This window comes from Chitinibacter sp. ZOR0017, assembly GCF_000799095.1.
GTDB lineage: Bacteria > Pseudomonadota > Gammaproteobacteria > Burkholderiales > Chitinibacteraceae > Chitinibacter > Chitinibacter tainanensis.
This window is the reverse complement of the sequence record NZ_JTLG01000030.1, coordinates 1-21,725: the sequence shown is the minus strand read 5'-3', so window position 1 is coordinate 21,725 and position 21,725 is coordinate 1. Positions and strand designations below refer to the sequence as shown.

17 protein-coding genes and 1 pseudogene are annotated in these 21,725 nt (G+C 58.8%); 13 read left to right on the top strand and 5 right to left on the bottom strand.

Features of this window, described 5'->3' with window-relative positions; all coding sequences use genetic code 11:
• Window positions 1-224: 224 nt before the first annotated feature.
• Together L991_RS10640 and L991_RS10635 are read right to left on the bottom strand one after the other, a co-directional pair.
• Window positions 225-749 (bottom strand): DUF934 domain-containing protein, encoded by a 525-nt coding sequence (locus L991_RS10640; RefSeq protein ID WP_047395173.1) that lies wholly within the window; start codon window positions 747-749, stop codon window positions 225-227.
• The gene (locus L991_RS10635; protein WP_028448439.1) at window positions 742-2,424 is read right to left on the bottom strand and encodes a nitrite/sulfite reductase; all 1,683 of its coding nucleotides are present in this window, start codon (window positions 2,422-2,424) and stop codon (window positions 742-744) included. Before L991_RS10635 ends, L991_RS10640 begins: the two co-directional genes overlap by 8 nt.
• 232 nt (window positions 2,425-2,656) lie before the next feature.
• Between L991_RS10635 and pepN the strand changes: the two genes are divergently transcribed.
• A complete protein-coding gene (gene pepN, locus L991_RS10630; protein ID WP_047395170.1) occupies window positions 2,657-5,290 on the top strand; it encodes an aminopeptidase N in 2,634 nt (877 codons plus the stop codon).
• Window positions 5,291-5,351: 61 nt separating this feature from the next.
• Here the strand turns inward: pepN and L991_RS10625 are convergent, their stop codons facing one another.
• The 3 genes from L991_RS10625 to L991_RS10615 form a co-directional block, all read right to left on the bottom strand.
• A complete protein-coding gene (locus tag L991_RS10625; RefSeq protein ID WP_047395168.1) occupies window positions 5,352-7,097 on the bottom strand; it encodes a flagellinolysin in 1,746 nt (581 codons plus the stop codon).
• Between the two features lie 204 nt (window positions 7,098-7,301).
• Window positions 7,302-8,180, bottom strand: a complete 879-nt coding sequence (gene hslO / locus L991_RS10620; protein ID WP_047395165.1) for an Hsp33 family molecular chaperone HslO — start codon at window positions 8,178-8,180, stop codon at window positions 7,302-7,304.
• Between the two features lie 75 nt (window positions 8,181-8,255).
• Window positions 8,256-8,825 carry an MFS transporter gene (locus L991_RS10615; RefSeq protein ID WP_047395162.1) on the bottom strand — a complete coding sequence of 190 codons (570 nt, stop codon included), beginning with the start codon at window positions 8,823-8,825 and terminating at the stop codon, window positions 8,256-8,258.
• Between the two features lie 271 nt (window positions 8,826-9,096).
• Between L991_RS10615 and L991_RS10610 the strand changes: the two genes are divergently transcribed.
• From L991_RS10610 to L991_RS10555, 12 genes and pseudogenes are all read left to right on the top strand, one after another.
• On the top strand, window positions 9,097-9,984 hold the full coding sequence (locus tag L991_RS10610; RefSeq protein WP_047395160.1) for a hypothetical protein: 888 nt from the start codon (window positions 9,097-9,099) through the stop codon (window positions 9,982-9,984).
• Window positions 9,985-10,123: 139 nt separating this feature from the next.
• Window positions 10,124-10,840, top strand: coding sequence for an ABC transporter ATP-binding protein (locus L991_RS10605; protein ID WP_047395157.1), 717 nt, complete (start codon window positions 10,124-10,126; stop codon window positions 10,838-10,840).
• Complete coding sequence (locus tag L991_RS10600) at window positions 10,837-12,234, top strand: ABC transporter permease (protein WP_047395154.1); 1,398 nt, start codon at window positions 10,837-10,839, stop codon at window positions 12,232-12,234. Before L991_RS10605 ends, L991_RS10600 begins: the two co-directional genes overlap by 4 nt.
• A gap of 98 nt (window positions 12,235-12,332) precedes the next feature.
• On the top strand, window positions 12,333-12,527 hold the full coding sequence (locus tag L991_RS10595) for a LiaI-LiaF-like domain-containing protein (RefSeq protein ID WP_047395151.1): 195 nt from the start codon (window positions 12,333-12,335) through the stop codon (window positions 12,525-12,527).
• Window positions 12,520-13,299, top strand: a complete 780-nt coding sequence (locus L991_RS10590; RefSeq protein ID WP_047395148.1) for an outer membrane lipoprotein-sorting protein — start codon at window positions 12,520-12,522, stop codon at window positions 13,297-13,299. The genes L991_RS10595 and L991_RS10590 overlap by 8 nt, the downstream gene beginning before the upstream one ends.
• A complete protein-coding gene (locus L991_RS10585; protein ID WP_052190817.1) occupies window positions 13,299-14,738 on the top strand; it encodes a hypothetical protein in 1,440 nt (479 codons plus the stop codon). Before L991_RS10590 ends, L991_RS10585 begins: the two co-directional genes overlap by 1 nt.
• 42 nt (window positions 14,739-14,780) lie before the next feature.
• Window positions 14,781-15,875, top strand: a complete 1,095-nt coding sequence (locus L991_RS10580; RefSeq protein ID WP_052190816.1) for a sensor histidine kinase — start codon at window positions 14,781-14,783, stop codon at window positions 15,873-15,875.
• Complete coding sequence (locus L991_RS10575) at window positions 15,872-16,636, top strand: LytTR family DNA-binding domain-containing protein (protein WP_047395145.1); 765 nt, start codon at window positions 15,872-15,874, stop codon at window positions 16,634-16,636. Before L991_RS10580 ends, L991_RS10575 begins: the two co-directional genes overlap by 4 nt.
• A 59-nt stretch (window positions 16,637-16,695) precedes the next feature.
• Complete coding sequence (locus L991_RS10570) at window positions 16,696-17,430, top strand: response regulator transcription factor (RefSeq protein ID WP_231550537.1); 735 nt, start codon at window positions 16,696-16,698, stop codon at window positions 17,428-17,430.
• Window positions 17,427-19,082 carry a FecR domain-containing protein gene (locus tag L991_RS10565; RefSeq protein ID WP_047395141.1) on the top strand — a complete coding sequence of 552 codons (1,656 nt, stop codon included), beginning with the start codon at window positions 17,427-17,429 and terminating at the stop codon, window positions 19,080-19,082. Before L991_RS10570 ends, L991_RS10565 begins: the two co-directional genes overlap by 4 nt.
• 3 nt (window positions 19,083-19,085) lie before the next feature.
• Window positions 19,086-21,347, top strand: a complete 2,262-nt coding sequence (locus L991_RS10560) for a CHASE2 domain-containing protein (RefSeq protein ID WP_047395138.1) — start codon at window positions 19,086-19,088, stop codon at window positions 21,345-21,347.
• 194 nt (window positions 21,348-21,541) lie between these two features.
• Window positions 21,542-21,725 (top strand): annotated as a pseudogene (locus tag L991_RS10555) (hypothetical protein); the annotation flags it as partial.

Below are 21,725 nucleotides of genomic sequence, written 5' to 3'. Positions count from 1 at the left end.
TCGGAAACACGTCAACACCAACCCAACGAAAAAGCACCAACAAGTCGATAAGCGATTGATTTGCAAAGAAGCGAACCAAGAAGAAAATCGCGCCAAGCCAAGAAAAACATATCAGCCCCCACGCCCAACAATACCGCAGCACCAGCGCAAAAGCAGCGAAAACCCCGCCTAGAAACACCACAGCCCGCTGACGCGGGCTGTGTTAAGACTAGAACTAAGACAATTTAAGCAGTGGCGCGGCGCAGAAACAGTGGCGCTGGCTGCGCCACGCTGCTTTGGTAGAACTCGGTGAAGTCATCAATCCCTTTTACCGCTTCATGGATATCTTTATCTGCGCGAACTTCAAAGGCGGTAAAGCCGCAGCGGGCCAGATAGTTCAGCGTATCTTTAAAGACATCGCCCACCGCGCGCAATTCGCCGGTAAAACCATAGCGCTCACGCAGCAAGCGGCCGATTGAGAAACCACGCCCATCCGTAAAGGCCGGAAATTCGCAGGCGATCATGCTGAAAGTATTAGCATCCACCGGCAAAGACTCAGGCTCATCGGTCGGCGCAAAACACACCGCCACTTCACGACCAGCCAGTACGTCACGGTTGGCTAGCCAGTATTGGTACGGAACCAGCACTGCGCCTTGCTCAGGGAGAGATACCTCCCCTGCTTCGTTGGCGACTACCCGCACCCAGCGGTTTTCAACCACTTCACGACCGACAATTACTTTGGCCGCTGCGCTATTTGCTTGCTCAAGCATCGGCTTTCTCCTTGCGAATTGGCTTGCCTTCGTAGACTTTGGCTTTGAATGGCTCGGCGCCAATCCGATCGAAGACCTCAATAAAGCGTTCGTCGCCTTCGCGGTTCGCCACAAACACTTCAATAATCTTGCTCATCACGTCCGGCATTTCTTCTTGCGCGAATGATGGGCCGATCACTTTACCCACTTTGGCATCAACGCCCTGGCGACCGCCCAGCGTGATCTGATAGTACTCGGCATTGTTTTTATCCACGCCCAGTACACCGATATTGCCAATGTGGTGATGACCGCAGGCATTGATACAGCCCGACATATTGACGTCGATTTCACCCAGATCAAATAGATAATCCAGATCATCAAAGCGCTCTTGAATCGCTTGAGCAACAGGGATCGACTTGGCATTGGCCAACGAACAGAAATCACCGCCTGGGCAGCAGATGACGTCGGTCAGCAGACCAATATTGGGCGTTGCAAAACCGATGCGTTTCGCTTCTTCCCACAGTGCCAGCAAATCAGCTTGCTTCACATCGGCCAGAATCAGATTTTGCCCGTGCGATACGCGCACTTCACCGAAACTAAAACGATCGGCCAGCTCGGCCACTGCATCCAGCTGGGCATCAGTTGCATCACCTGGTGGCACACCCGTTTTCTTCAGCGACAAGGTCACTGCGGCATAACCGGCCACTTGGTGCGCGAATACATTGCGCTCTACCCAGCGAGCAAAGGCGGCGTTATCACGTTGCGCCGCGGCAAAGCTCGCATCTTGGGCGGGCAAGGCTTCGTAGGCCGGCTTGGTAAAGAAGCGATGATTGCGAGCGATTTCAGCATCGGTCAGCGTTTGCGGGCCGTCTTTTTCAAACGCCCATTCTTGTTCAACCTTGGCGGCAAAGGCTTCCGGCGTCATGGCTTTCACCAAAATCTTGATGCGGGCTTTGTATTTATTATCGCGACGACCGTAGCGGTTATACACGCGCAGCACGGCGTTGAGATAAGTCAGCAGGTGTTTTGGCTCTAACCATGGCTTGATCAGATCGCCAATCATCGGCGTGCGACCAAGGCCACCGCCCACAAAAATCTCGAAGCCCACTTCACCGGCAGCATTCAATTTCACATTGATGCCGATATCGTGCAGCAAGATGGCGGCGCGATCTTCTTTGGCACCATTGACCGCGATTTTGAATTTACGTGGCAAGTGTGCGAATTCCGGATGGAAAGTCGACCACTGGCGAATAATTTCACACCATGGGCGTGGATCGACGATTTCATCATGCGCCACCCCGGCAAATTGATCCGAAGTGGTATTGCGAATACAGGCGCCAGAAGTTTGAATCGCATGCATTTCCACGGTGGCGAGTTCAGCCAGCATCTCCGGCACGTTTTCCAGCGCTGGCCAGTTGAACTGGACATTCTGGCGCGTCGTAAAGTGCACATAGCCTTTATCGTATTTGCGGGCCAGCTCAGCCAGCTTGCGCACCTGCTTGCTACGCAAATGACCGTAAGGAATGGCCACGCGCAACATGGGCGCATGGCGCTGGATATACAGGCCGTTTTGCAAACGCAAAGGGCGGAATTCATCATCAGTCAGCTCGCCGGCCAGATAGCGGCGCGTCTGGTCGCGGTATTGCGCAACGCGCTGATCCACGATCTTCTGGTCGTATTCGTCGTAAATATACATGGCGGTCAATCCGGTAAAACGGCTAATAGTCCGTCATGATACCGCCGTTCTATATCCAAGAGAACGATTCTTTTTGAATATGTATCAGTTTTTTAGTTCTATCTGATCCAGCGCAAAGCCGCAAAAGCACTCGATTGTCGGCAAGTTGCCACTGGGGGTTTCAGTCATTGTCTTGCCATCGGGCTGGGGTTAATCTTGCAATCTTTATTTGCCCTAAAAAGAGCCGCATCCTATGAGCAGCCGCCAAGCCATCCAGCGTCTGGACTATACCCCCCCACACTATCTGATTGACCGCGTTGATTTGACTTTCGATCTGGAAGATACCCAGACTAAAGTTCATTCACGCCTGATCATCCGGCGCAATAAGGATGTCGCGGCAGATACACCGCTGGTTTTGCATGGCGAAGCATTGCAACTGGATGCCATTAAGCTCGATGGCGCCACCCTGCCCGCCAGCGCTTATCAGGCGCAAGCCGATCTGCTCACGATTACCCAGATGCCGGAAGATGGCATTCTGGAAATCACCACCACCATTGATCCAGCCAACAACACCAGCTTGATGGGCCTGTATCAGAGCAATGGCAATTTCTTTACCCAGTGTGAAGCCGAAGGCTTTCGCAAGATTACCTATTACCTCGACCGCCCCGATGTGATGGCCAAATTCACCACCACCATTATTGCGGATAAGAGCAAGTACCCGGTCCTGCTCTCGAATGGCAATCGCGTGGGCAGCGGCACCCTAGACAAAAACCGTCACTGGGTGAAATGGGTAGACCCATTCAAAAAGCCGGCTTATCTGTTTGCCTTGGTCGCCGGCAAGCTGGTGCACCTGGCCGGGACACACACCACGCAATCCGGCCGTACGGTCAACATCGAGATTTATGTCGAGCCGGGCGATCTGGATAAATGCCATCATGCCCTGGCCGCAGCGCAAAAAGCCATGGCCTGGGATGAAAGCCGCTACGGCCTTGAATACGATCTAGATACTTACATGATCGTGGCCGTTTCCGACTTTAATATGGGCGCGATGGAAAACAAGGGCTTGAATATCTTCAACACTAAATACGTGTTGGCCAAGCCGGAAACCGCCACCGATGCCGACTTTGACGGCATTGATGCCGTGGTAGCGCATGAGTATTTCCACAACTGGACTGGCAACCGCGTCACCTGTCGGGATTGGTTCCAGCTTAGCCTGAAAGAAGGCCTGACCGTTTACCGCGATCAAGAGTTTTCCAGCGACATCGGCTCGCGCGCCGTACAGCGGATTCACAATGTGCGCGTGCTACGCACGCATCAGTTTGCCGAAGATGCGGGCCCGCAAGCACACCCCATCCGCCCGGATGAATATCTGGAAATCAATAATTTCTACACCCTCACCGTGTATGAAAAAGGCAGCGAAATCGTACGCATGTACGAAACCCTGCTTGGCCGCGACGGTTTCCGCAAAGGGATGGATCTGTACTTTAAGCGCCACGATGGGCAGGCGGTCACCTGCGATGATTTCCGCGCCGCGATGGCCGATGCCAATCAAGTCGACCTGACCCAGTTTGAACGCTGGTACAGTCAGGCTGGCACCCCCCGGGTATCGGCCTGCGGGGCTTATGATGCGGGCGCGCAGCGCTATACCCTCACCCTGCGTCAAAGCTGCCCGGCCACACCGGGCCAAAGCCAGAAGCTGCCATTCCATATTCCGGTTGCCGTCGGTCTGATTGATCGCCGCGGACAAGACTTGCCGCTGCAACTCGCCGGTGAAGCCACCGCCGGCGCGCCAACGCGGGTACTGGAATTGCGCGAAGCCGAACAAAGCTTCACCTTTATCAACGTACCCTGCCCGCCGGTGCCATCGCTGTTGCGCGAATTTTCCGCACCCGTGGTGCTCGACTACGCGTACAGCGATGAAGAGCTGCTGTTCCTGATGGCACACGACAGTGATGCCTTTGGCCGTTGGGAAGCGGCGAACCAGCTGGCGGTCAAACTGATCCTGCAACTGTATCGCCAGCCGGCCGAACAGCCGCTACTGGCACCGGCCAACTTTATTGAAGCCTATCGCAAGGTGCTCAATAGTAAGCTGGACCCAGCATTGGTCGCACTGATGCTGGAATTACCGGATGAAAAATACCTGCTCGAGCAACTGGAAGCCGTCGACCCTAGCCGCCTGGCGCTGGTGGGCAGCAGCCTGAAACAGCAGCTCGCGCGTGAACTGCGCCAAGAGCTATTGGCCCACTATCAACAGCTGAATGACGGTAGCCCGTATCGCTACGACGGCGAGCAAGTAGCGCGCCGCAGCCTGAAAAACGTCTGCCTTGATTACCTCGCTGAGCTCGATGAAGCCATGATCGGCAGCCTACTGGCCGAGCAATATCGCAAAGCCGACAATATGACCGACCGGCTGGCCGCACTCAAGGCGCTGGTCAATCGCGACGGCGGCGAAGCGCAATTGGCCGATTTTGCCCAGCAATGGCACGATGATGCGCTGGTGATGGATAAATGGTTTGCTCTGCAGGCCACCAGCCGCCGCCCAGGCGCCTTAAACCGCGTGCAAAGCCTGCTGGCTCATCCGGCCTTCTCGCTGAAAAACCCGAATAAAGTCCGGGCCTTACTCACTTCATTCTGCAGCCTGAACTTGCAGCATTTCCATGCCGCGGATGGCTATGCCTATGCTTTTGCCGCCGACAAAATCATTGAGCTCGATGCCATCAACCCGCAAGTGGCCGCGCGCCTGGCTGGCAGCTTTAATCGCTGGACCAAGGTCGAACCGCAACGCCAGTCGCTGATGAAGCAAGAGCTGGAGCGGATCCGCGCGCACGAAGGTTTGTCATCCGACACCTACGAGATTGTGAGCAAATCACTGCAAGCCGCGCAGTAACCGCGCGGCAGCTAATAAAAAACCGCCCCTCAGGGCGGTTTTTTATTGCAGATCACAAGGCTTAGCCACGTAGCAGTGACAGGGCCAGCTGCGGCAAACTATTGGCTTGTGCCAGCATGGCTGTGCCGGCTTGTTGCAGTATTTGCTGGCGGGTGAGATTGGCCGTTTCCTGCGCGTAGTCGGTGTCGCGGATACGAGAGCGCGCCGCGCTATTGTTTTCAATGGTGTTGCTGACATTATTAATCGCCGACTGCAAGCGCGATAAATTAGCGCCAGCCTTGGCCCGCTCGCCATTAATATAATCGAGCGCTTCATCAGCATGGGCGATCGCCAGCGTGGGCAGCTTCACCAGATCGATATCATCCAGCCCCAGATTTTTGGCACTCATCCCGCCAAACTGCACGGTGATTTTTTGCCCGGCCCCATTACCCACCTGGAAGGTCGTTTCTTTTAGCCCCGTTGCGCCCTGCACATCAATGCCAGTCGTGCCCGCCGCCCATACCTGCTTAAAGCCCTTGAGCACCTGCTTATTAAATTGCGTCCCTTGATCTTTAAATACGTCGGTACTACTCAGCGGCGCTTTGCCATCCACATCGGCACCGCCCAATGCGCCGGTATCGGCATTGGTAAGGTTCACGCCCAGATTGGTAAACAGGGCCGGCGTGGCCGCAGCGGCGAGAAATTTGCTATCAAAATCATTAAAGCTGGCAAAGGCGCCATGGCTAGCATTGGTAAGCGCCTGATCGAGGGTAGAGCCGGTATTTTTACTGAGGTAGGTCATGATGTCTTTGATCCCCTCCCCTCCGGCGGCTTTAATTTGCTGATGCATATAACGCACCGCCAGATAACCGCCGCTATACACCGCCGAGCCGCTGGCGGGGTTGGTTTTATAGCTTAAGGCCACCGCCGTACTGGTGCCGCCCGAGGTGTCGGCAAACAGACGCTCATCGGCACCGTGGATGAATTCGGCCATCCCTTCTTTGAACCACGTATCCATGGGGGCAAAGTTCATGGTACGCCCCATGACGGCATGCACCATTTCATGGGCAATAATCCGGTCGCTATACACCGTGCCATTGCCCATTGCCACGCCACCGCCATCAGGTAGGTTGGGCGGTTTGAAATCCTCAGGGTCAATCCAGAGGAACATATTCAGGGTTTTGCCATTGGCGTCGGCCGTACCGGTTGTACTACCGACGGCCGCTGCAGCGCCGCCCGCTACATTGCTCAGGCCCGAGCCTGCCGGTGGCTCAAAGACGATATTCAGATCAACACCATCGGCGGTAATGCCCAGTAGATTGGTAATCCGGGTTTCGGCTTCTTCCAGCCAGCCCATTTTCAAGCCATCAATAATGCCGCGCCGGGCCGCATCGCCCCCCAAGCTACTTTCCGATTGGGCAAAGATTTTTTGGCCGTTAAATTCGGCATTCTGCGCTTGCGTACTCAGGCTTTGCAGCAGTTGATTCGCCTCAGCCTGCAAGGCTTGTCGATCCGAGCCCGACAAACTGCCGTTGGCGGCTTGCACGCCTAGCTCACGAATGCGCTGCACAACATCGGCGGCATTACTCATCGCGCCTTCGGCGGTCTGCAATAAGGAAACGCCATCATTCATATTGCGCACAGCTTGCTGATCGCCTCGAATCAACGACTCCATCCGGCTGGAAATCGCCAAGCCGGCCGCGTCATCCTTGGCGGAGTTGATGCGCAGGCCAGACGACAGACGTGACAAGACCTGACTCAGACCGGTACCGGACTGGGCCAGGTGGCGCTGCGTATTCAGCGCGGGCACGTTTGTCGTAATTTGCATAGCGCAAACACCTCAGGCGGGGAAACACCTCATCATCAGCGCTATCGGCAACTTGACAAAATACTTTAAATCTTGAAAGAAAAATCTTTGCACGCATTCCGCGACAGGCTGCCCCACAAAAGAAAACCGGCCAAGCGGCCGGTTATTCTCTGAGGGGTATTGGCTGCTAGCGCTTTATAATCAAGGACCAGCAAGACATACCCATTATTGGATCGCGGTACTACCCGGGGCTTCGTGGGTGGAAAACAGCGCCCCGACATCAACGGCATCAAAGCCGTATTCCTTGCCGCAGAAATCGCACACCACATGCACTTGGCCACGTTCGGCCAAAAGCTCATCCACTTCTGGGCGCTCCATCAGCTTGATCATGCCGCCTACGCGCTCACGCGAACAGGTGCAGGCGAAGCGCGGCGTTGCCGGCTCGAATACGCGCACACTGTCTTCGTGGAACAGGCGATACAGCGTTTCACGCGGTGGCAATTGCAAGAGCTCTTCGTGCTTGACCGTGTCGGCCAGGGTCACCAAGTGTTCCCAGCTTTGCTCGGCATCGTCTTGTGCGGGCATTTTTTGCAGCATCATGCCGGCGGCCATGCCATCTTGGCAGGCGAGCCACAGCCGGGTATCCAGCTGCTCGGAATGGGTCATGTAATGCTCGATAATCTGCGCTACAGTCTGGCCCGCTTGCATGCCCACCACGCCCTGATACGGCTCACCCACGCGTGGATCAAGGGTAATAAAGAAGCGCCCACCGCCCAGTAACTCGGCAATCGACCAATCACTCGGTGCGGCCGCGATCTTCTCGGCATCCCAGCGCGCAGTCGCCCGCAGGGTTTTCTCACTAGTTACTTCCACCACCAAAAGCTGCAAAGCGCCGGGGCCGTGCATTTGCATAATCAGCGTGCCATCAAATTTCAGCATCGCCGACAGCAAAGCGCCAGCCGCCATCAGCTCGCCCAGACGCTCGCGCAAAATGGCTGGGTAATCATGGCGATTGAGCACTTCCTGATAGGTGGCTTCCAGCTGCACCAGTTCGCCACGAACTGGCGCGTTGTCAAACAGGAAGCGTTCCAAAACATCTTTCATCACTACAACCTAAATATCGGATTAATCTGGATTGCCGCGCATTATACCCGAAGCCCACAGCCGGCTTGCGGCCGGCTAGCCCAGCTGCTCGGTGAGCTGATAGCTGGTCATCGGCAGGCTTGAGCTCACATCAAAGGCGCAGCCGGCCTCGATGCCCGCTTTGGCCAAAGCTGCGGCATCAAGCGTGTCATACAGCGCATGCATGGCCCCAATCGCGTAATCACGGCCGCTGCCCATCGCCCAGAATCGCTGAAACTCATACACTTCGCGCAGGCTATAAACGCCAAAAATGCCGTAGGCATTGGCGATCAGCACCGTCATCTGGCTCGACTCGTAGGGATCATCCTCTTCCTCTTCGGGCTTGAGGTAAAACTCTTCCTTGAGCTTGGCGTGTAATTTGCGGAATGACTCAAAGATGGCGGCGCGGCTCGTAAAATCAAGGTTTTTAATCCGCTTGAGCGCCGATTGCAGCACCAGATCATGCGCGGCGCTGCCGCAAATGGCGAAATAGCTGCCATCGTGCTGGAAAATCTTATTCCAGCGCGCATCGTCCAGCGCACCCAGCCGCATATCTCCAAAAGTTGATTGGCTATCTGCCGCAATAGCAATCTGGCCGTCTTTGCGCACCACCACTACCGTTGTCATGGTTTTTTGCGTTCCTGCTGTCCGAAAAACCAAAGTCTGAGCCGCAGCGGGCGTAGGCGTCAACCTTACCGCCCAGCGCTGCGGCATTTTACCCCCGCCAAGTCGCAGCCCGTTTTACCAACGGGCTAGCCTCCCGGGTTGGCCATTTATCGCCCATCCGGTGCGTTCATCGATGCCAAAGGCATTTAATCGCATGTCATCCAGTGCTGTGCCGCCGCTGCGTACAGTGCTCGCACCGCCCTGCGGTCTCATCAAACAACTGGAGAACACCATGCATCGATCGATCTGGCTGACGCTAATGGCGCTCAGCACCCCGTGGCTGGCTTACGCCAACGACACGAGCGTTGATTACAGCGCCAGCTATTTATTCACGCGTGATTTTGAGCTCAATCGCGGCGGCGAAGCGCGCTTTAACTGGCAGCAAGTGGGCATTGGTGTGCAACACCGCCTCGATCCGCAGCGCACTCTGGGGCTCGATATCAGCGGCAGCAAGCAAAAATGGACCTTTACCCAGCCCAAAGCTTGGGGCGGGCGCGCGCCATGGCAAACCCTTGAACGGGCCGGGCTCAGCGTGAGCTATCAGTACGCCAGCCAAGATGGCTGGATTTATCAAATCGCGCCGGGAATCGAATACGCCGGCGAAGCCGATGCCAAGCGCAGTGATGCCCTCGGCTACGGCGCAACCGGCTTTATTGCGCGCGCATGGAGCCCCGATCTCTTGCTCGGGCTGGGTATTTCGGCTTGGAGCGGTTTGGAAAACACCAGCGCCTTTCCGTTTATTGTAATCGATTGGCGGATTAGCCCCAGCTTGCGCCTGCACAACCCATTTAGCGCCGGCCCTGTTGGCCCGGCAGGGCTGGAGCTAAGCTGGTCCCCCCTGCCCAAACTGGAACTGGCCACCGGCGCCACCATCCGCAGCTACAGCAGCCGGCTCGCCGCCAACAATGCCGTGGCCGCGGGCGGAGTACTCGAGCAAACCACGGTGCCGGTGTTTGTACGCGCCGGTTATGCCTTTAGCCCGTTTATGCGACTGGATGCCTATCTGGGCGCAGGTCTGGCGGGCAAGCTTACCTTGCACGACGCCCAAGAACGCGAAATCAGCCAGGAAAAGCACGATCCAGCGCCGTTTATGGCGATTGCGGTCAGCGGCACCTTCTAAAGCGCGGTCATTCATCGGTGCGGGTGGCGTTTTATCCCGCGGCCATGCAGCTCGTCGCAGCCACCAGCACCGCCCATGCCAACCCCATACAGTAGTGACATCCACTGCTAGCTCGCCCAGCAAACTGAAGGAAACCACCATGTCTATCTTGCAAATTCGCCAGCTGAACAAGCGCTACCGGCTGGACGACATTAGCGTGCCGGCGCTGACCGATATCCAGCTGGATATTCAGCCCAATCGCTTTACCGTACTTTCCGGCCCCTCCGGCAGTGGCAAAACCACGTTGTTAAATTTAATTGGCGCGCTCGATCGCCCCACAAGCGGCGAAATCATCCTCAATGGCCAGCCTTTATCGCGGCTGAATGACGATCAGCTGGCGGATTTTCGGGCTCGGCAGATTGGGTTTATTTTTCAAAACTTTAATCTGCTGCCGGTGTTATCGGCCTATGAAAACGTCGAATACCCGCTGATTCTGGCCAAAGTACCACCCCAGGTGCGGCGCAACCGCGTGATGGAATTACTCGCTGCAGTCGGCCTTGCCGATAAGGCCCAGCATCGCCCCGGCCAACTGTCGGGCGGGCAACGCCAACGGGTGGCGATTGCCCGGGCGCTGGCCACCAATGCGCAATGGATTCTGGCGGATGAGCCCACGGCCAATCTCGATCAAGCCACCGGCGCGGCGATTATCGCGCTGATGCGGCAAATGCAACGCGATCTGCAGGTGTCGTTTATTTTTTCTTCGCATGATCCGCAAGTGCTGGCGGCGGCCGATGAGGCAGTGTTTATCCGCGATGGCCGCATCGTCGAAAGCCGCAACCTGGCGAGCCAGACCCACCCTGAGAGGGCCTACGCATGAAAATCCTGACTTTGGCCGCGCGCAATCTAACGCGCAATCGCCGCCGCTCGCTGGCCACCTTGCTGGCGATGACCATCGGCTTGATGGCCGTGCTTTTGTTCGGCGGCTACAGCGGCAATATCAATCTGGGCCTGCAAACCGGCTTTGTGCGCAGCAGCGGCCATTTGCAAATTCAACATCGTGATTATTTTCTGTTTGGCAGCGGCAACCCGGCTGCCTACGGCATTGTCGATTACCAGCGCTTAATCCGCACCATCGAAGCCGACCCGGTATTGCGGCCGATGCTCACGGTTGTTACCCCCACGCTCAGCCTGGGCGGGATTGCCGGGAATTTTAATGCTGGCGTCTCACGCACCGTGCTGGGTAGCGGCGTGGTGGTGGACGAGCAAAATCAGCTGCGGCAATGGAATGACTACCGCTTTCCCGGCGCCGCCCGCTTACTGCCGCTCACCGGCAGTGCGCCCAATGGCGCCACCATCGGCACAGGCGTGGCACGGGTCTTGCAGCTGTGTGGCGAGTTAAACGTCAAGCATTGCCCACAACCCGCACACGAGGCAATGGATGCCAGCAAAACCGCCACACCAACCGATCTAGCTGCCTTGGGCGCAGCCAGCCAAAACCCAGCAGCGCCAGCCGCTCAAGCCGGCGCACGGATTGAGCTGTTGGCCGCCAATGCGCATGGCGCGCCCAATGTGGCGGCGCTGGATGTGGTGAAAGCCGAGCAGCTGGGGGTGAAAGAGCTGGACGATATCGCCATCACTCTGCATCTGCGCCAGGCGCAACAGCTGATTTACGGCCAAGACACGCCCAAAGTTACCGCGGTGGTGGTGCAGCTGAAACACACGGCCCAAATGCCCGCCGCCCGCGAACGGCTTGAAACCTTACTGCGCAGCCAGTTTAAGGCGCAGCCGCTAGCGGTACAGGATTTCGCCACCTTAAACCCCAGTTACGGCCAGATCACCGGCATGTTTGCCGCCATCTTCGGCTTTATCGCCATCCTGATCGGCGCCATCGTGCTGTTCACGGTGGGCAACACCATGAATATGGCGATTGTGGAGCGCACGGTCGAAATCGGCACCTTGCGGGCTATGGGCTTGCGGGCCCGCGGTATCCGCCAGCTGTTTTTATGCGAAGGCGTGCTGCTGGGCGCCGCCAGCGCCGTCACCGGCCTGAGTTTGGCGCTCTTGCTGGCTTATGTGATTAACCACAGCGGCCTGACCTGGATGCCGCCGGGCAATAGCGAGCCCGTGGCGCTCACCGTGCGGGTGTGGGGCGAATGGGGCATGTTGCTGGGAAGCGCACTGGGGCTCTTGCTGGTAGCTGCGTTCTCGGCCTGGTGGCCCGCCCGCCGTGCCAGCGCGCTGAATATTGTCGATGCCTTGCGGCATGCCTAAACCCATCGGCCTACCCTGCCAGATATACCTAGCCGGGTATACCGAGCTAAACCATATCTAACTTAGTCCAGCGGCCTATACCCGCGAAGGAGCGCATCATGAAACACGCATTCATTCTTATCCTGTTAGGCGTGGCTTTTCTCGGCCACAACTTGGGCCTGTGGCCAAACCTCTTTAGCTTGCTCAGTGTGTGGTGGCCGCTGATTTTAATCGCGGTGGGCATCGCCGGCCTGCTGGCGCCACGCCGTAGCGAACATCATTGCACTCACCCACGGGAGCAGGGCCATGTTTAAACCGCTACCCCGCTATGGCCTGCTGCTGGCCAGCGCCTTGCTGGCCGCCAGCGCCGCAGCTGCCCCGACGGCGCAAAGCCTGCTGGCCACCAGCGATGGCATTCGCAACCCTAGCCAATCGTTTGCCCTCACCAGTACGCTGACAGAATACCGCAATGGCCAGCAAACCGAGCAAACCACGCTGGCGGTGTATGCGCGGGCCGAGCCCAATACGGGCCAATACCGCAATCTGATCCGCTTTGTGGCTCCGCAGCGTGATAACGGCAAATTGCTACTGAAAAACGGCAACGACCTGTGGTTTTTCGATCCGGCCAGCAAGGCCAGCGTGCGCATCTCGCCGCAGCAGCGTTTGCTGGGGCAGGCGGCCAATGGTGATGTGGTCACAGTGAATCTGGCCGTGGATTACAGCGCCCAGCTCGCCGGTGAAGAAGCGGTGCAAGATGGTCAGCAGCAGCCGCGCCAAGCGTATTTGCTCAAGCTCAGCGCCAAAACGCCGGAGGTCACTTACCACCGCATCGATTACTGGCTGGATAAAACCAGCTTGCAGCCGATCAAGGCGCGGTTTTATTCCAGCAGCGATCGCTTGCTGAAAACCGCTTTTTATCGCAAGTTTGAACAGCAACTCGGCGCCCTGCGCCCAACCGAAACGGTGATCATCGACGGGCTCGACCCCAAATGGATTACCGTGGTGCGCAGTAGTGACTGGCGTTATCGCGACGTGCCGGAAAACTGGCTGCAGCGTGAGTATCTGCCCAACTTTAAGGCCGAATAATGCGCTACCCACCCCACCCGCGTGCTGGGCGCTGGCCGCTTAGGCTAGACGCTAGCCTTGGTGCCATCGTCCTAGCCAGCGCCTGCCTGTCTCCCAGCACCAGCGCCGCTGCGCTCGTCGTCCCCGGCGAGAGCACGACGGCGAGCGCGACTACCCCAGCAAGTGCGCCGCCGGCGAATACCGGCAGTGACAGCGCCCCGCCCACCCCCGCCAACCCGAATAGCGGCGATGAGTTGGCCGCTTTTGCCCTGCTGGATGCTGCCACACCGACGCCCGCCAGCCCGCCACTGCAGCGGCCATGGCGGGGCTTTATCGAGGGTATGGCCGGCAGCTTCAAGCCGGATGACGGTGCTGGCGAGATACAGGATGGGCGTATCTCGCTGGATCTGGCGCTGGATTGGACTTTCGCCCCCGGCTGGCGCTTACTGGGGGCGAATCGGCTCGATCTACGCCAGCTGCAAGCCAGCCACGACGGCCACTGGCAGGATAGCCAGACCAATACTCTGAAAGAATTGTATCTTAGCTGGCAGGCCAGCCCGGATTGGGTGCATCAGCTGGGGCGGATTAATCTGCGCCAGGGCGTGGCGCTGGGTTTCAACCCCACCGATTATTTTAAAGTGGGCGCACTGCGCTCGATTGTGTCGATTGCCCCCGATAGCCTGCGGGAAAACCGCCTTGGCAGCAGCATGTGGCGCAGCCAGTGGTTGTGGGCCGGCGGCGCGGCCAGCCTGGCTTATTCACCCAAGCTGGGCGATCAGCGCAGCAGCAGTCCTTTCTCACCCGACTGGGCCGCCAGCAACCCGGCCCACCGCCTGCTGCTGAGCTACAGCCCGAGCCTGAATGAGCGCTGGAGTGTGCTGGGCCTCATGCTGGCCGAAAGTGGCGCCACGCCGCAGTGGGGGCTGAATATCAGCCTGCTGGCCAATGACGCCACCACGTTGTTTGCCGAATACAGCGGGGGGTATAGCCATGATCTGCTTGCAGCATCAGGCACTGAAGGTGATACCCACTGGCAACAGCAAATTGCCACCGGCGCAACGGTGACCTGGCCATTGGCCGGCAGCAGCCTGAGCAGCACATTGGAATACCACTACAACGGCCGCGCGGCCAATCAGGTGCAGTGGCAGGCTTTGCAGCAAGATTTACCGCGCTATGCCCGCTATCGCCAGGCCGCCGGCCTGCTGCAAGCCCCGCCCACCCAGCACAATCTGTTTGCGCTGGTAAGCTGGAACAAGGCATTTTGGCCACAGCTGGAGCTCAGCCTGATGCTTAATCATGATCTGGTCGATCACAGCCACCAGCAGTGGCTCGAAGCTCGCTATCATTGGGCGCAAGCCGATCTGGCCCTGCAATGGACCCACAGCAGCGGCAGCGCCTTGAGCCACTATGGCGCACAAGCCGGCGAGCGTTGGCAGCTGTTGTTGCGCTACTATTTCTAACGGCGCCGCCCTACTTATTCAATCATTGCCCAAGGATTTCGCGTGGCTATTTTCTCCACCCGCTATGAATTACCCGAGCAGCCTTGGTGGCAGGAAGTGCTGATTCTGCTGGTGATTAATAGCTGCATCGGCGGATTTTTAACCATCATCGAAGCCGGGCGCGAATTCAGTAGCAATATGCTGATTGCGCACAGCATCGGCGCCTCGATTGGCGTATTTAATTATTTGCTGTGCCGGGCTTTCCCGCGCGTGCAATGGAATTGGCGCACCCCGATTGCCATGCTGTTGGGGGTGTATAGCGGCTTTCATGTCGCCAGCTGGTTTGGCGAGCCCAATTATCTGGATTACATGCTGGCCGACCCCAGCGGCCAATGGCGCTCGCTGGCGATAACGCTGGCCATTTCGGTGGTGGCCTGTGCGTTTTTTGTGATCTGGTATCACTCGATGGCGTTTAAAACCGAAATGGAAAAAGCCCAGCGCCGGGAAGCCGAGGCGCGGCAAGCCGAAACTGCCAGCCAGCTGGCCATGCTGCAGGCGCAGATCGAGCCGCATTTTCTGTTTAACACCCTCGCCAATGTGCATAGCCTGATTAGCCGCGACCCGGGGCGGGCGCAAATCATGCTCGAACACTTAAATAATTATCTGCGTGCCAGCCTAAGCCGCACTCGCCAGCGCCATAGCACGCTGGCTGATGAGCTACACCTGCTTGAAGCCCTGCTAGCCATCAGCGCCATCCGCTTGGGTGAGCGGCTGCGCTATCGCTTGGAAATCGAGCCCACCACCCGCGCGGCGCGGCTGCCGCCGCTGCTCTTGCAGCCCTTGGTTGAAAACGCGCTGGAACACGGCATCGAGCCGGCGATTGAGGGTGGCGAGATCATCGTTCGCGCGACGCACACTGGCCAGCAGCTGTGCCTGCAGGTGCTCGATAGCGGGCTCGGCTGGTCGGCGCAAAGTGAGGCCAGCAGCGGCATTGGCCTAGCAAATGTGCGCGCGCGGCTAGAGGCGCTGTATGGCGCGGATGGCCAGCTGGCGATTTATCCGCATCCGGCCGGCCGCGGCGTACTGGCAGAAATCCGCCTGCCCTTCGAGCTGGAGCCCAGCGCAACCACGACTCCCATTCAGGAAACTCACTCATGAGCCCCAACCCGGTGCGCGCCCTGATCGCCGATGATGAACCGCTGCTGGCCCAGGCGCTGGCCGAGCGGCTGCAACAGCTGTGGCCCGCGCTGCAGATTATTGGCATTGCCCGTAATGGGCTGGAAGCCAGCGCGATCTTGGCCAGCCAGCAGCCCGAGCTGGCGTTTTTGGATATCCGCATGCCGGGCTTATCGGGCTTGCAGGTGGCGGGCACCCAGCAGCACACGCGCATCGTGTTTGTAACCGCGTATGACGAATACGCGGTGGCCGCCTTTGAACACAATGCGGTCGATTATCTGCTTAAGCCAGTGAGCGATGAGCGGCTGGCCCAATGCGTGGCCAAACTGCAGCGCAGCCAGGTGCGCCCAGCCGCGCTCGACCCCGCCACGCTGGATTTAAGCCAGCTACTGCGGCAACTCAGCCCCGCCGCCCCCACCTATCTGCACTGGCTAACCACGGGGCTGGCCGAAACCACGCGGCTGGTGGCCTGCGAGGAGGTGCTGTATTTTCAGGCCAATGAAAAATACACCGAGATCATTACCGCGCATGAGCGGCATTTGATCCGCACTTCGCTCAAAGAGCTGCTGCCGCAGCTCGACCCAACCCGCTTTGCGCAAATTCACCGCAGCTATATCGTGAGCCTGCCGGCGATTTTGAAAATTGACCGCGATTTACTCGGCCGGCAGCGCGTGCATTTAAAAGCCGTGAGCGAGCCCTTACCGCTCTCGCGCAGCCACGCTGGCCAATTCAAACAAATGTAAGGCGCTGCTTTTGGTAAAATGGCCGCATTTCATCCTTTGCCGGCCTCGCCGGCCACAGCATGATGCGGATCGCTGCACTAGACGATGATGCCGACCAGCTGGCGCTGGTGGTACAGACCGTGGGCCAGATGGGCCATCAGATCACCGGGTATAGCCGTGCAGATGAGCTAATTCGCCAGCTGCGTCGCGATACCTATGATTTATTGCTGGTAGATTGGGAGCTACCCGATCGCAGTGGCATTGAGGTGATTCAATTTGTGCGCCAGCAATTGGGCGCCAACACCCCGATCATTATGCTGACCCAGCGCAGCAGCGAAGCCGATGTAGTCACCAGCCTGACCGCCGGCGCTGATGATTTTATGACCAAACCGCTGCGCACCAGCGAGCTGCAGGCGCGAATTATGGCCATGGCGCGGCGCACTTACCCGGCCAGCCAAAGCAGCCAGAGCCAGTTTGGTGAATTCACCCTCGATCGGCAGGCCAAGATCATCCATTACGCCGGCGCACCGCAGCCGCTGAAAGAGCGTGAATACGACTTGGCCTTGGTGCTGTTTGAGCATCTGGGCCAGCTGGTGTCGCGCCAGTATTTACAGGAAACCGTGTGGGGGCTGGCCGTGGAGCTGTCTTCGCGCAGCCTCGATACGCATATTTCCGCTTTGCGCAGCAAACTACAACTGCGCCCCGAGCGCGGCTTTCGTTTAAGCGCCGTGTATGGCCATGGCTACCGGCTGGATGCGCTAAGCGAGACCGCCCCCGGCACAGCCGCCCCTTCCTTGCAGGATTCAACCGTATGAAGCATTTTTCTCTGCGCCAGCTGGCGGTAATGCTAGCCGGCTGCACCGTGCTGGCCAGCGCGAGCACGCTGGTGCACGCCAACGAAGCCACCATTCAGTATCAAGTCAAAGCTGGCGACAATCTCTACACGCTGGCGCGCCAGCAATTGCTGCGCCCCAGCGATTGGGCGGTGGTGGCCAAGCTGAACAAAATCAGCGACCCGAATATCCTGCAGCCCGGCAGTAGCTTGGCGATACCGGTGCGCCTCTTGCGTGGCCAGCCACAAACGGCCACGGTGCAGCTGGTGCGCGGTGAGGTTAGCATTAGCGCCGGCCCCAATCGCGGCAAAGCCATTGCCGCAGGCCTGACCTTACGCGAAGGCGACGTGATTCGCGCTGGCGCCAACGGCTGGGTGGGCCTGCTGCTGAGCGACGGTAGCCAGCTGTATGTGTCGCCCAATAGCCAGTTTGGTCTGCAAAAAATGCGCGCGATGCCCCAAGCCAATCTGCGCCAGACCGAATTACAGCTTAAAGCCGGCCGCGCCGATTTTGCCGTTCAGCCGCAAACCAGCGGTTCGCGCTTTGAAGTGAAAACGCCGCTGGCGGTCACCGGCGTACGTGGTACCCGCTTTGGCGTGGCCACCAGCGGTCAGCGCGCACTCACCGACTTGGTGGAAGGCAAAGTCGCCATCAATAGCGCTCAAGCTCAAGCCGAATTGGCCCCGGGCGAGGGCTGGCTGCGCGAAGCGGGCCAGGCCCCGAGCGTGCAAGCCCTGCCGGCCGCGCCAGTGTGGATTACGCCGCCCACACAAATCGATGCCCTGCCCTATACCCTGCCCCTGCCCGCCGTGAGCGACGGCGATTTACTAGTGGGCCAGCTCGAAACCTTAGACACCCCGCCGCGGCTATTGTGGGTGGAACGCGGCCCACAGCTTACGCTCACCGGCCCATTGGCCGATGGCGAATACCGCCTGCGGGTGCGGCTGCAAAGCCGCAATGGCCTGCAAGGCCTGGAGCAAATTCAAACCGTCAAACTGAAAACCACGCCGCAAGCGCCACTGCTGCAGGCGCCACTGGCCGGCAAGCCCATCCCCACCGGCGCGCGGAGTTTTATTTGCGCAGGCGATGAAGATGCCAAGGGGTATCTGTTTGAAATCAGCAGCAGCAAAGACTTTCTGAGCCATACCCAGCAACATATTAGCCAGGGCAGCCAATGCCGCTGGGATCACAGCCTCGCCACAGCCGGCCAATATTACTGGCGCGTGGCCACGCTAGAGCAAGCCGATAGCGCCGCCAGCCGCGGGCCGTTTAGCCCGGTGAGCGCGCTGCAGGTGGTGCCAGCCCCGGTCGCGCCCGAGCCAACCCTGGCCTTTGCAGATGGCCTGACCGTGCAATGGGCCGGCGAAGCGCAGCAGCAATATCAGCTCCAGATTGCCACCGAGCGCAGTTTTGCCCAGCCGCTGATTGATCGCACCGTCAGCGAGCCGCAGGCCAAGCTTGATCTACCGCTGGGCTGCATCGATTACTTTATCCGCCTTGAAACCATCAATCAGTACGGCATGCGCTCGGGCTTTTCCAAGCCACGCAAACTGAATCTGCCACCGGTACTGTGCAGCAGCAATGGGCGCGGCATTGTGGATGCCAATGGCCAACCTGTGCGGCTGAAACAGTAAGGCATGCGCCTGCCCTTGGCCCGGTTCGTCAGGATCGCCCGGCGCAGCCCCCAGCGCCTGCTGGCGAAGATAGCGCCATGGGCGCTGCCGCTTTTGCTGCTGACGGCCAGTGCACTGCTTGGCTATCAAAATGGGCTGGGGCGCGGCGATTTATTGCTGCAGGATTGGGCCAGCCGCCAGCAAAACCGCCCCGCCGACCCCGAGATCGCGCTGATCGTCATCGATGACGCCAGCATCGCCGCGCTGGGGCGCTGGCCGTGGCCACGCGAATTACACGCTCAGCTCTTGAACCGCCTGCAGCAGCTACCCGCCAAGGCCATTGGCTACGATGTGATTTTCAGCGAAGCCGCCGAGCCGAGCAGCGATGCGCAGCTGGCCAAGGCGCTCCGCGCCAATGGCAATGTGGTGCTGCCGGTGTTTGATGCCTGGCAAAACACCCCCGCCGGCGTTACCACCCAGACCGTCTTACCACTGCCCACACTGGCCGCCGCCGCCGCGGGGCTGGGGCATATTCACCCGACGCTGGATGCCGATGGCGTGGTGCGGCGGGTGCCGCTCGCGCGGGCGCCCGGCTGGCCGCATCTGAGTGCCGCATTATTGGCGCTGAATGGTAAGGCGGTACCCGCCGATTTCTCGCCACGGCAGATTGCCTTTAGCGGCCCGGCTGGGCAATACCCGCAATACAGTTTTGCCGAGGTATGGGCCGGCAAGGTAGACCCCGCTTTGCTGCGCGGCAAATACCTGCTGGTGGGGGCGGCGGCCACCGGCTTGGGCGACGCCTACGCCACGCCCACCACCTACGCCGAACAAAGAATGACCGGGGTCGAAATTTTGGCCCACACCTTGGCGATGCTGAAACAGGGCCTGCACTGGCGCAGCGCCACGGGGCTAGAAAATGCGCTGTTTACCGCGCTATGGACAGCACTGGCCTGGCTGGCCATCCGCTATGCCCGGCCGCAATGGGCGCTGCTGGCCTTGCTCATCAGCCTGCCGGCGATCGTACTCTGCACCAGTTGGCTGCTTGCCAGCACCCAAGTGCTGGTGGCGCCACTGGCGGCTTTGTGTAGCGTGGTCTTGCTGTATCCGATCTGGAGCTGGCTGCGGCTGGAGCTGGCAGTGCGCTTTTTTGCCCGCGAGCTGGCGCGCATCCGTGCCGAAGACCCGGTCTTGGCCAGTCTGCCCCAATCTGGCGCCGGCGCCGATGTGCTGGGGCGCAAAATGGCCGCCCTGGGCCATGCCGTGGGCCAACTGGCCGGCCTGCGCCGCTTGGTGCACGATAGCCTGGCGCAGCTGGCCGATGGCGTGTTGATTTGCGATGCCGATGGCGCGGTGGTGCTGAGTAATCCGGCCGCCCAGCGGCTTTTGCCCACGCTGGAGAGCGAATCACGCCCGCAGGTGCTGACACTACTGGCCGCGCAGGGCGCGCAGCTGGAGGCTGCGGCGCTGTTTGCTCCAACGGGCTACACCCAGAATCTGCAGCTGGCAGATGGCGCAGCCGTCTTGCTCAGCTGCCGCCCGCGGCTGGATCGGCAGCAGCAATTGCTGGGCTGGGTACTGAGCTTAACGGATCTGAGCGTGGTGCAAGCTGCCCAAGCGGCCCGCGACGAGGCGCTGGATTTCCTCTCGCACGATATGCGCTCGCCGCAATCGGCCATCCTCGCCTTATTGGAGCTGCACGCTGGGCACGCTTCAGCCGGGCCTGATTTGCTGGCGCGCATTCGCCAGCATGCCGAACGCTCGCTGGCGCTGGCTGAAGACTTTATCCAGCTGGCGCGCGCGCGCCACCAGCAATACCACTTTGCCCCCACCGATCTATTGGACCTGTGCTACGAAATAAGCGATAGCTGTTGGGAAAAGGCGCAATTGCATGCCGTGCGCATTGACGTACGATGCGAAAGTACAACAAATCGCTGGTCCGCTTATCCGGCCGATCGCAGCCTGCTGGGGCGGGCTATTGGTAATTTAATCGAGAATGCACTCAAGTATGCCGCCAGTGGTGGGCAGATTGATTGCCTGATCCGCGATGGCCATGCCGGGGGGGTGATTCTGGCGGTGCGCGATTACGGGCCGGGTTTATCGGCCGCGCAGCTGACGCAATTGGGGCAAAAATTCAAACAGTTAGCGAGCGGACACTCCGGCGCTGGCTTGGGGCTGAGCCTGGTGCAAACGGTCGTGGCGCGGCATGGCGGCGAGCTGGAAATCAGCAACGCAACTGGCGGCGGACTATGCTTTCAAATGATCTTGCCAATGGCTGACAACTGTTAACAATTGTTAAGCGCATTGAAATAGCATATTTGCTTGGTTACTATCTGCGAAAAATTACCGCGCCAGACGGAAAAATTAGAAGATTTTAATATACCGGTGGTATTTTAGCAGTCTGCATGCTGGGCCCACTAGGGCTTACATCACATTTTACTAATATAAAAAGACATCAGTTATACACGGACAAAGGATCATCTATGAAACCGCTCGTTCTGTTGCTGGCCGGCCTTTTCGCCAGCCCGGTTTTCGCCGCCAACACGCTTAAAGACGCCGTAGAGCAAACCATCCTCAAAAACCCTGAAGTACGCATGAAATGGCTCAGCTACAAAGCCGCGGGCGAAGAGCAAAATGCCGCCAAAGGCAATTACTATCCGCGCGTCG